The sequence below is a fragment of the Algoriphagus sp. genome, from assembly GCF_024642405.1.
Classification (GTDB): Bacteria; Bacteroidota; Bacteroidia; order Cytophagales; family Cyclobacteriaceae; genus Algoriphagus.
Window position 1 is genome coordinate 1 of sequence record NZ_JAHEBC010000113.1, and the last position, 11640, is coordinate 11640.

Consider the following 11640-nt stretch of genomic DNA (forward strand, 5'->3'; position numbering starts at 1 on the left):
GATTCCGTAGCTCAGCTGGTAGAGCAATACACTTTTAATGTATGGGTCCTGGGTTCGAGCCCCAGCGGGATCACTTATTGGAAAACGATGGGAATGGGCGAGAAGCCTGTCCCGATGAAATGAAGCGGAGCGAGTTGATATCGGGAAGCCCCAGCGGGATCACAAGAAAGCAGTCTAATCGGGCTGCTTTTCTTATTTTTAGCTATTTGTGAAAACTACCATCATCATTCGCGGATTTTCACTTGCGAATTCTTGATTTTATACGGATTGTTGAATCATGAAAAATCTGCTGCCTTTCTTAATACTGCTAATCATATTCACTTCCTGTTCAAAATCAGTCTCTGATGATCATTTCTATGATCCAGGAATTTCTCTTGAGCTGGCAAAATTCAGGAAAGAGCAAATCTCGGATATACATTATACTTTAAATTTTTCTATCCCCAAGAGTAAAAATGAAGCCATTCAATCAATACTTAAGCTAACCTTAGAAATCTCAAATCTTGATCATCCACTAATTTTAGATTTCAACGAAAAATCCGAAAACATCAAATCCATCTCGGTTAACAGCAAGAATACCCTAGTAAAACATGAAAAAGAACATATAATTATTGATATAGAGCATTTAAAAAAAGGAGAGAACAGCATCGATATAGAATTCATTGCGGGAGATCTTTCCTTAAATCGAAACGATGATTTTCTATATACTTTATTAGTTCCAGACCGTGCCAGTACCTTATTTCCTTGTTTTGATCAACCGGATTTAAAAGGGATCTACACCTTGACGATTACAGCACCAAACAATTGGGAAGTGCTTGCTGGAGCTCCAGAAATCAAAAGCACGGAGGATGGAGAATTCATAAAACATGAGTTTGGCAAATCAGATCTCATGAGCAGCTATCTGTTTTCATTCGTTGCCGGTGATTTCAAAACAGCAAATTCAGAAGGAGATTTTCCTCAAAAGATGCTTTACAGAGAAACGAATCCAGAAAAAATAGAGGCTAGTATTCCGGAAGTATTCACTCTCCATCGTAAATCAATGGATTTCTTGGAAGATTACACTAGATACACCTTCCCTTTCCAAAAACTTGATTTTGCTACTATTCCAATTTTCCAATATGGAGGCATGGAACATGTAGGAGCCATTCAATACCGGGAATCCGCTTTATTTCTAGATGGTGATGCCACCGATTCCGAACTACTGAGTAGGGCAAAATTGATAGGTCATGAAACAGCCCATATGTGGTTTGGAGATTTGGTTTCCATTGAGTGGTTTAATGACGTCTGGATGAAAGAAGTTTTTGCTGGCTTTATGGCTGGAAAAATTGTGAACCCCAATTACCCTGAAATAAACCATGATTTAGCCTTCCTTACTTCAAACTATCCTGCTGCATACGGAGAAGACCGAACGGCAGGAACAAACCCCATTAGGCAGGTTTTACCGAATCTGAAGGACGCAGGGTCACTTTATGGAAGTATTATTTACAGCAAAGCTCCAATTATGATGCGGCAATTGGAAACAGCCATGGGTGAAGATGCTTTCCAAAAAGGAATACAATCTTACATTAAGAATTTTGCCAATAGCAATGCAAACTGGAATGACCTAGTTAGCATTCTTGATAAAGAGACATCCATAGACCTGCAAAAATGGAGTGAGGTCTGGGTTAATCAATCTGGTAGACCTATAATTTCAGAAGAAATCATTGTAGATCAATCCGGCAAAATCTCTCAATTTTCAATTTCCCAAAAAGCGGAAGATGGTTCCGATAATATTTGGCCACAACTTTTTGACATCACTTTTTTCTATTCAGACCATCAAGAAACTTTTTCTGTTGATTTAAATGCAGATATAATCTCTATTGATGAGGCGACAGGAAAAGAAACTCCCGAGTTTATACTTTATAACAGTAATGGATTAGGCTATGGTGTCTTTCCAATTGACGAGTCAACAATAAATAACTTTCAATCCATTGACGATGAAGTAATGAGGGCCCAATCTTTCATCAATTTATATGAAAATACCCTACTTGGAAATATCCCGGCCAAATCTGCGCTTACTTCATTCAGAAATGGAATCCAGTCAGAAAAAAATGAAATTTTAATTCGACTTCTTGCTTCCGAAGCAAATAGTGTTTTTTGGACCTATTTAGATAAAAGTGACCGGGAAGCAATTCTTCCTGAATTTGAGTCTCAAATCTGGTCTTTGCTGCTTTCAGAACTTCCTTCAAATATCAAGAAAAGCCTATTTTCTCTTTATTCAGGAATAGCCTATTCTGAAACAGGAAAGAAACATCTTTTTGATGTTTGGAATAAAAGCTTGACCATCCAAGACCTCAATCTAAATCCAGATAACTACACCAGTTTGGCTATGACTTTAGCAGTATATGGTCATGAGAATTCTGAACAAATTCTAATCGAAGAAAGATCAAGAATTACCAATACAGACAAACTCAACCGATTTGATTTTTTAAGACCTGCTCTATCTCAAAATGAATCGGAAAGAGATGCCTTATTTGAATCCTTTAAAGATGCCAAAAACCGTGAAAAGGAATCTTGGGTACTTGCTGCATGCGGATATATCCACCACCCACTTCATCAAGATACCAGCGTCAAACATGTTCCGCTTTCTTTATCGCTTTTGGATGAAATCCAGAAGACAGGGGACATTTTCTTTCCTAAGCGATGGATCAGCGCAACGGTAGGACAATATACCTCAGCTAAGGCAGCTAAAGATGTCCAAGATTTTCTAGAGCAAAATCCAGATTTCAACCCTATTCTGAGAAATAAAATACTTCAGGCAACAGATGATTTGATGCGATTTCAGAAAATCAATTAAAAATTAAGAGGATCCATATGCTTAAAATGGCCGTTTTGCCGGATTTTTTCCTTCGCTTTCTCGATAGCTTTGATGGCAGGAATCATTCTTTTAAAATGTTTGACCAAATAATCCTCCCTTAAGCTTTCGGAAGGCAGTTTCAAAAGTTCCAGTTCTTCTTCTAGCTTTAAACCAATTTTATGGGCATAGGTATAAGAAGTCGTTGTTTCAGGTTCTACCTCCACTGGATGGTTTAGCAGATACAACATTTCTTTTAGGTAAAAAAGAAATTCAAAGTGTTGGACGTTGCTGACAGTCAAATCATTTTCCAAAAATTCTACTTCTCCCCCGGCATACAACTTGCCTTCCATTGGATTTTTGAAATCCAATATTTTAAATATTCTCCCTCCTATCGTTTTGATATCTAATCTTCCATCTTCATATCGTTGATGAATCTCATCTAATCTAACTTCAGTTCCATATCCCATCAACTTATTGGAATAGACACAGATTCCAAAACTTAAATTTTCAGCCTCTACATCTGCAATCATTTCCCTATATCTCGGCTCAAAAATATGAAGATTGAGTTCTTCTCCTGGGAAAGCAACAAGCTGAAGAGGAAACAAAGGCATTTTCATGGCAAATCTTTCTTTGATATACGAGACAATGCTACTATCTAGATGGAATGGAATTTATTTAAGCTAAAAAAAGCCGGTCAAAAAATGACCGGCTTTTGATATTATTTTTTTGCAATGAATGCCAACAAGTCAACGACCTTGTTTGAATATCCCCACTCGTTATCATACCATGATACAACTTTAACGAATGTGTCAGAAAGCTGGATTCCCGCTCCTGCATCAAAAATGGAAGTTCTAGGATCACCAATAAAATCATTGGAAACAACCTGATCTTCAGTGTACCCAAGTACACCTTTCATAGTTGTCTCAGAAGCTTGCTTCATTTTTGCACAGATTTCTTCGTAAGAAGCTGCCTTTTTCAATCTAACGGTCAAATCCACAACTGAAACATCTGGAGTAGGAACTCTAAACGCCATACCCGTCAATTTTCCGTTCAATTCAGGAATTACTTTTCCAACGGCCTTCGCAGCACCAGTAGAGGAAGGGATGATATTTTGTCCAGCTCCACGTCCACCTCTCCAGTCTTTGGCAGATGGCCCATCAACAGTTTTCTGAGTTGCAGTAGTCGCGTGGACAGTAGTCATCAAACCTTCTTCGATTCCGAAGTTATCGTTCAATACTTTAGCGATAGGTGCAAGACAGTTTGTGGTACATGAAGCGTTAGAAACAAATACCATATCGGAAGTGTAAGAACTTTCATTTACTCCCATTACAAACATTGGCGTGTCATCCTTAGAAGGTGCAGACATGATCACTTTTTTAGCACCAGCGTCAATGTGGCCCTGAGCAGTCTCTTTGGTCAAAAATAAACCAGTAGATTCCACTACATATTCAGCACCGACATCGCCCCATTTTAGATCTTTGGGATTTCTTTCAGAAGTAACTCTAATCGCATCTCCATTCACGATCAACATTCCGTCTTTAACTTGAACAGAACCTTTGAACTGGCCATGAGTAGAGTCATACTTTAGCATATATGCCATGTAGTCTACATCGATCAAGTCATTGATACCAACAACTTGAATATCATCTCTTTCCTGGGCCACTCTAAAAACTAGTCGACCGATTCTTCCGAATCCATTAATTCCAACTTTAATTTTGCTCATAATTTATATTAATTAGCGTATAGGTTTGATTTTTCAAACTTTCCCATCAGGCATGCCTCTTTTGGCTAAAAGTGGCTGAGGGATGGCTAAGTTATTATAAATATTTGGCTAGCCCAAACAGATTGCAATTCAAGGAAAACAGAATGCCCTCAAATTAAAAATCAATCGATTTCGAAGCTAAATATTTTTTAGCCTCATTTTCTTAAAAAAGATGTTTCGTTAAGAATTAGCTAATTTCGATCAAAGACAAAAATATATGTTTGCAAAAGCAATTCAAGAAGTTGCCGGATTTACCCGTGCTATTCATTCTATTTCTAGAAATTTTGATTCCCAACAAGTTCAAAGAGGTTCTGCAACTTTATTTTTTGTAAATGAAGATGGCTATGCGCTTACTTGTAAGCATGTCGCTCAATGGCTTTCGCAGGCAGATATAATCAATAAGGTATACCATCAATACCTAAACGATAGCCCTACAGGAAAGAAAAATAAACAGCTGGCATATCAACTAGGTCTCAAGTCAGACAAAACAGCTGAAATGAGAGTGACTTTTGTGGATTGTGTAGATCAAATCAAAAACATAAAAATCCATTCTCATCCTGAATACGATTTAGCTTTGATCAAATTTGAAGGGTTTAATAAAAAGCTTTTTACAAATACTCCAAGATTTCTAAAAGATATAAGTTCTATTCATCCTGGTGAAATGCTTTGCAGACTGGGATTCCCTTTTCCGGAATTTTCTAATTTTCATCTAAACCTTGAAAAAAATATTCTGGAATGGATTCCCAAAGGAAATGCGAGATCTCCCAGATTTCCCATTGAAGGAATGGTTACCAGGTTTTTGGGAGATAAAAATGGAAAAGTTTATGGTATTGAGATGAGTACCCCTGGTCTTAGAGGTCAAAGTGGCGGACCACTTTTCGATTCAGAAGGGAGAATAATCGGAATGCAAAGTAGAACAAAGCACTTGCATCTTGGATTTGACATTGAGGAGAAATCTATCATTGCCCATGGCAAAGAGAAAAAAGTCAACGACTATTCCTTTATTCATTTAGGGGAATGTATTCATGTTTCTGTAATAAAGGAATTTTTAAAACAGCATCAGGTCAATTTTGATGAAGAATAAAAAAAGCCCTGATCTAGAAAAAATTCTTCGATCAGGGCTTTCAATCAGTTTGATGTATTTACAAACTTGCCAAAACACTATTTAAAGTTGCACTTGGCCTCATAGCTGCAGATGTTAATTCTCCATCTAATTTATAATATCCGCCGATATTCTGTGCAGCACCTTGGCTACCATTTAGTTCACTTACGATCTGCTCTTCTTGGTCTGACATTACTTTTGCAAATGGAGCAAATTTAGCTTTCAGCTCAGGGTCTTTATTTTGATCTGCCAAGGCTTGCGCCCAATAAAGCGCCAAATAGAAATGACTTCCTCGATTATCTAATTTACCTACAACTCTTGCCGGGGACTTATCATTCTCCAGAAATTTACCAGTCGCCGCATCTAAAGTTTCTCCTAAAAGCAGGGCTTTGTCATTATGGAATGTTTGACCTAGATGCTCCAAGGAAACCGCTAAGGCCAGAAATTCTCCAAGAGAATCCCAACGAAGGTGCCCTTCATTCACGAATTGCTCAACATGCTTAGGAGCTGACCCACCAGCACCCGTCTCAAAAAGACCTCCACCATTCATCAATGGGACGATAGAAAGCATTTTAGCACTGGTTCCTACTTCCAAAATTGGGAACAAATCCGTCAGATAATCTCTTAACACATTACCTGTTACAGAAATGGTATCCATTCCTTCTTTGATTCTAGCCAAAGAGAAATTAGTGGCTTCGATTGGAGACATAATATGAATTTTCAATCCATCGGTATCGTGATCCAATAAGTAAGTATTCAATTTTTTGATCAATTCCTGATCATGACCTCTCTTTGGATCCAGCCAGAAAACTGCAGGTGTATTGGAAAGTCTTGCACGAGTCACAGCTAGCTTCACCCAATCTTGAATCGGTGCATCTTTTGTCTGACACATTCTCCATATATCTCCAGCTTCAACTGAATGTGATAAAATAACCACTCCGTTTTCATCGATTACTTCCACAACACCAGAAGCAGAAATTTCAAAAGTTTTATCGTGCGAGCCATATTCCTCTGCCTTCTGAGCCATCAAGCCCACGTTTGGAACAGAGCCCATGGTAGACGGATTGAATGCTCCATGTTTTTTACAAAAGTCAATTGTCGCTTGATATACTCCGGCATAACTTCTGTCAGGAATAACGGCTTTGGTGTCTTGAGCATTCCCTGCTTTATTCCACATCTGGCCCGAAGTACGGATCATAGCTGGCATAGAAGCATCAATGATCACATCACTTGGCACATGTAGGTTGGTAATACCTCGATCAGAATTTACCATCGCCAAATCAGGGCTGTCTGCATAGCAAGCCTCGATATCTGAAAGTATTTCTGCTTTTTGGTCTTCAGGTAGCTTCTCAATATTCGCAAGTAAATCTCCGAAACCATTATTGACATCTACTCCTAGTTTTTCGAAAGTTGCGGCATGCTTAGCAAAAACGGGTTCGAAGAAGACTTTCACTGCATGTCCAAAAATAATAGGATCTGAGACCTTCATCATGGTGGCTTTCATGTGAATTGAAAACAAGACCCCTTGAGCTTTGGCTTCAGCTTTTGCTTTCTTTAAGAATGCTTTTAATGCTGACACACTTAATGTAGATGCATCAATTACTTCACCTTCAAGAAGCTTCAATCCCGATTTCAATACTTCTTTCTCCCCATCTGATTTGGTAAGTTGGATAGCAACTGTAGCTGCATGAGTCATGGTATGGGATTTCTCACTTCCATAAAAATCACCCTCTGTCATACTATCCACATGAGATTTAGAATCTGCCACCCATTTTCCCATGGAGTGTGGATGCTTTCTTGCATAAGCTTTTACGGCCTGAGGAGCCCTTCTATCAGAATTTCCTTCACGAAGCACAGGATTTACCGCAGAACCTTTAATCTTATCGTATTTACTTTTGATCGTTTTCTCTTCTTCCGACTTTGGTTCCTCAGGATAATTTGGAAGAGCATATCCCTGTGCTTGCAATTCTTTGATTGCTGCTTTTAGCTGAGGAACTGAAGCGGAAATATTCGGCAGCTTTACAATATTGGCCTCTGGTGTTTTTGCAATATCTCCAAGTTCTGCAAGGGCGTCCGGGATGCGTTGTTCAGGTTTAAGAAATTCCGGAAAATTTGCAATGATCCTACCTGAAAGGGAAATATCTCTTGTTTCTACTTTTACCCCGGCAGAGCTTGTAAAAGCCTGAACGATCGGTAGTAAAGAATACGTGGCTAAAGCAGGTGCTTCGTCTGTCAGCGTGTAAAGGATTTTGGGAGTTTGATTACTCATAATTTGATCTGGATTCTTAAAAAGAGTGCAAAGACCCTAATTTAAAGAAATGGCTTAAATCTCCATTTCATAATCTCAAATTTCAATGTTGGAAACTTCAGAAAAACAGGGTCAGAAAATATGGCAGCTAAATTACAGAAAATATCCTTGTTTCAAATCCGGTTTATATAATGAGGAAGCCCTTTATCAGGAGAGATTACCGGATAGTAAAAGCATCTGCATCCATCCAAGCAGGAAATTTTTTTCTGTAGGACTCAAGAGATGCTGCTTCTAAATGGAAAATCTCTATTTTTTCAATTTCTTTTTCAGTTTGGGAAAGGTCATTTCCTTTGAAATCAAAGACTCCAGAATGCCCTACATAATCAATTCCATTTCCATCTTTTCCAACCCTATTGACTCCAGCCACATAACATAGATTTTCTATTGCTCTTGCCGGTAAAAGTGCATCCCAAGCTGAGGTCCTCACAGCAGGCCATGAGGCAACAAAAAACATAAAATCGTAAGCTGCTTCTTCTCCTTTCCAGGTATTTCTGGAAAAGACTGGAAAACGTAAATCATAACAAACCTGAGGACAGATTTTCCAACCATTTAAAGTAAAAACTGCAAATTTTTGCCCTGGTGTAAAGGTTTCATCTTCCTTTGCCATCCGAAACAGGTGCCTTTTGTCATAATAAGAAACTTTTCCTTCTGGGGTAACCCAAAGGAGTCTATTAAAAAATTGGCCTCTTTCTGAAATAATAGCACTTCCAGTTATCACTGCTTTTGTTTGCGCTGCCATTTGCTTCATCCATTTACAGATAAGAAGATTCATTGGCTCGGCAAGCTCGCTTGCATCCATACTAAAGCCTGTTGGAAACATTTCTGGCAAAATAATCAGATCAACAGGTTCTTTTATTTCCCAGATTTTCTCCTCCAGCATCGCAAGGTTTGAAGTCTTATCTTTCCAAAAAAGACTAGTTTGAATCAACGCTATGGTTAAGTGAGGAGATCGGCTCATTTGAGCGGGTATATCATTCGATAATCAGTGGACACTTTACCTTTACTTACGTCAATCAGTTTTGATTTAACTAATCGTTTTTTTAGACCTTTCAGGTAATCCACAAAAAGAATTCCTTCCAAGTGATCATATTCATGTTGAATCACTCGAGCAGTCATCCCGGAAAACTCTTCTTCATGTAACTTCCAGTTTTCATCAAAATATTCGATAGTAAGCTTATCTGGGCGAATAATCTCTGCCCTCACATCTGGGATGCTGAGACAACCTTCTTCAAACCCATATTCATCCCCATATTCATCTAAGATAATGGGATTGATAAAAGCTCTTCTGATCCCTACTTCTTCGTCCTCCTCATCCAGCATCAAACTACTATCTATTACAAATAGTCTAATGCCTTGGTTAATCTGAGGAGCTGCTAAGCCCACTCCACTGGCATTATCCATGGTAGCAAACATGTCTTTGATCAAAGAATCAAGCTCTGTTCCTTCGTTTATCTCCTCTGCCTCTTTCTTCAATATAGGATTACCGTAGGCTACGATGGGGTAAATCATTGTCTTTCTAAGTACGATTGTAAAATAATTGCTGCGCTAACCTTATCCAGGTTTCCAGATTTTTCGCGACGGTCTTTCTTTTTACTTCCCATAGCAATCATACTTTGCATTGCCATTTTGGATGTAAATCTTTCATCTATTAATTCAATTTTTTGAGCAGGAAAAGAACTCTCAAGTTTCCCTTTCATGGCCATCACTATTGGAGTCATTTCGTTATCCTTTCCGTTCAATCTGGTGGGAAATCCCAAAACAATCGTATCAACTTCTTCCCTAGAAATATAGGTCTTAATGTACTCTATTAGTCTAGGTGTCTCGATTGTCTCCAATGGATTTGCCAATATCTTCAGCGGATCAGTAACAGCCAAACCAGTTCGTTTAGTTCCTAAGTCAATTGCAAGAATTCTAGGCATCAGTTTATTCTGATTTTATTACGGATTTTGCGAAGCGCCTCACGTTCTAACTGAATAGCTTTCGGAAAAAGTAATTCATCCTCAATTTGAGCATGTATGGTGAGCTCTCTTTCAAAATTCTGAAGCTCGTGATATAAAACCCTCATAGTCAAAGGGGCATCTTCCGATAAGGTATAATCAGAAGTCAATTTACGGATCCCTTCCATTTCGTCATCATGCACCTCATGCGCATCTGCTAGCAAATGAACAGGATCTCGCTCCAAAATTGTCAAGGCATCAATCAAACTATAGTTTCCTGCCTCCACATCTTGGAGCAACTCTATTCTTTTGAATAATCTGTTTTCCTCCTCGTGAATATGATGGATAAAATCTTCTACGAAAAGGGGAAACATGATTCGTAAATCTGCCATCAAAGCAGAGTATTTAGGTTCGGCAGCAATTCCTGAAATAATATTTGCTAAGAATGGAAGCTCCTGTCTGACAAAATAATAATGTTTCCTTTTAAGGTAGGCCACCAAAACTTCAATAGGATTAAGATATAATTCCTCGTTAGTAGGTTCTTTTCTTAATGCCCATGATTCTAACTCTGTAATGAGTTGGTTGGGATGTACTTTATGTTTTTTACAAACTTCTTCTAAAGATTGAGTCTGGTATTGGTAGAAACTGATCCCAAAGTAATGCAACACAGATGCAAAAACATAGTTTTCGGACACTAAATCACCTACTAAAGTTTTGTTATATCCACTTTCAGCTCCCATATCACAAAAATAATTTTTTTAACATAAAAAAGGGTAATAAAATGATTCATTATCGTATCCCCTCGTATAAACATTCGTTAACTTTATAAAAAGACTCTTTTAAAACAGTAACCAATTGCGCTAGTTTATATATAATTAGCAATAAATAAAGATAGGAAAAGACGTGAGCGATACTAAAAACACAAAGGCACAAATCAGGCTTCCAATAATTCTTGCACTGGCTATATCGGCAGGGATTTGGATTGGAGCCACATTTGCCGAACCTAAAAGTAACCAAAATGATCTTCGAGCTGCACTCTACAAGATGCAGGAAATCATGACCTATATCAACAGGGATTATGTTGATAGTGTCAATACCAATGAGCTGGTTGAGTATGGTATTACGAAGATGCTTGAAAATCTGGATCCGCATTCAAGCTATATTCCTGCCAGAGATGCCTCTTTAGCACAATCACAACTTGATGGAGAATTTGATGGCATTGGAGTTGAATTTGGAATCATAAGAGATACAATTTACGTGGTGGCTCCATTAACTGGAGGTCCATCAGAAGCCTTAGGAATTCAGTCCGGGGATCAAATCATAGCTGTTGATGGAAAAACTGTTGCTGGTATTGGTGTTACAAACCGGGATGTCTTTGATTTATTGAGAGGTCCAAAAGGATCAATGGTCAAGGTTGATATTAAAAGGAAAAATCAAGATGAATTGATTCCTTATGAAATCACGAGAGATAAAATCCCTCAGTATAGCATTAATGCCTCTTATATGGTTAATAATGAAATCGGATATATCAAAGTTACCCGATTTGCAGCCACCACTTATGATGAGTTTAAATCTTCCATTGAAGATTTAAAATCTAGAGGAATGAAAAAATTGATTGTGGATCTTCAGGGAAATCCTGGTGGATATATGGGTGCTGCTATTAATATGGCAGATGAACTTTTAGGACAAAGAGCCTTA

General features: G+C 38.2%; 10 protein-coding genes and 1 tRNA gene. 4 read left to right on the forward strand and 7 right to left on the reverse strand.

All coding sequences use genetic code 11. The features are described from left to right. Together Q0L68_RS10345 and Q0L68_RS10350 are read left to right on the forward strand one after the other, a co-directional pair. Nucleotides 1-73: transfer RNA gene (locus Q0L68_RS10345), tRNA-Lys, on the forward strand. Between the two features lie 204 nt (nucleotides 74-277). Beyond that, nucleotides 278-2833: a M1 family aminopeptidase gene (locus Q0L68_RS10350; protein ID WP_296702597.1), complete on the forward strand. Its 2556-nt coding sequence runs from the start codon at nucleotides 278-280 to the stop codon at nucleotides 2831-2833. Here Q0L68_RS10350 and Q0L68_RS10355 read toward each other — a convergent pair. Next, nucleotides 2830-3450: an LON peptidase substrate-binding domain-containing protein gene (locus Q0L68_RS10355; protein WP_296702599.1), complete on the reverse strand. Its 621-nt coding sequence runs from the start codon at nucleotides 3448-3450 to the stop codon at nucleotides 2830-2832. The genes Q0L68_RS10350 and Q0L68_RS10355 overlap by 4 nt on opposite strands. 101 nt (nucleotides 3451-3551) lie before the next feature. Continuing rightward, nucleotides 3552-4556 carry a type I glyceraldehyde-3-phosphate dehydrogenase gene (gene gap, locus Q0L68_RS10360; RefSeq protein WP_296702601.1) on the reverse strand — a complete coding sequence of 335 codons (1005 nt, stop codon included), beginning with the start codon at nucleotides 4554-4556 and terminating at the stop codon, nucleotides 3552-3554. 256 nt (nucleotides 4557-4812) lie between these two features. Between gap and Q0L68_RS10365 the strand changes: the two genes are divergently transcribed. Further along, nucleotides 4813-5679, forward strand: a complete 867-nt coding sequence (locus Q0L68_RS10365) for a serine protease (protein WP_296702603.1) — start codon at nucleotides 4813-4815, stop codon at nucleotides 5677-5679. Between the two features lie 58 nt (nucleotides 5680-5737). On the opposite strand, the gene Q0L68_RS10370 is transcribed toward Q0L68_RS10365, so the two are convergent. From Q0L68_RS10370 to Q0L68_RS10390, 5 genes are all read right to left on the reverse strand, one after another. After that, a complete protein-coding gene (locus Q0L68_RS10370) occupies nucleotides 5738-7966 on the reverse strand; it encodes an NADP-dependent isocitrate dehydrogenase (RefSeq protein WP_296702605.1) in 2229 nt (742 codons plus the stop codon). A gap of 196 nt (nucleotides 7967-8162) precedes the next feature. Continuing rightward, nucleotides 8163-8963 (reverse strand): amidohydrolase, encoded by an 801-nt coding sequence (locus tag Q0L68_RS10375; protein WP_296702608.1) that lies wholly within the window; start codon nucleotides 8961-8963, stop codon nucleotides 8163-8165. Continuing rightward, entirely contained in the window at nucleotides 8960-9514 is a 555-nt protein-coding gene (gene def / locus Q0L68_RS10380) for a peptide deformylase (RefSeq protein ID WP_296702610.1), read from the reverse strand. The genes Q0L68_RS10375 and def overlap by 4 nt, the downstream gene beginning before the upstream one ends. Continuing rightward, entirely contained in the window at nucleotides 9511-9924 is a 414-nt protein-coding gene (gene ruvX, locus Q0L68_RS10385; protein ID WP_296702613.1) for a Holliday junction resolvase RuvX, read from the reverse strand. The genes def and ruvX overlap by 4 nt, the downstream gene beginning before the upstream one ends. Continuing rightward, complete coding sequence (locus Q0L68_RS10390; RefSeq protein WP_296702615.1) at nucleotides 9924-10682, reverse strand: hemerythrin domain-containing protein; 759 nt, start codon at nucleotides 10680-10682, stop codon at nucleotides 9924-9926. Before Q0L68_RS10390 ends, ruvX begins: the two co-directional genes overlap by 1 nt. Nucleotides 10683-10845: 163 nt before the next feature. Here Q0L68_RS10390 and Q0L68_RS10395 point away from each other — a divergent pair. Then, the coding region (locus tag Q0L68_RS10395; protein WP_296702618.1) for a S41 family peptidase at nucleotides 10846-11640 on the forward strand (795 nt) is incomplete at its 3' end.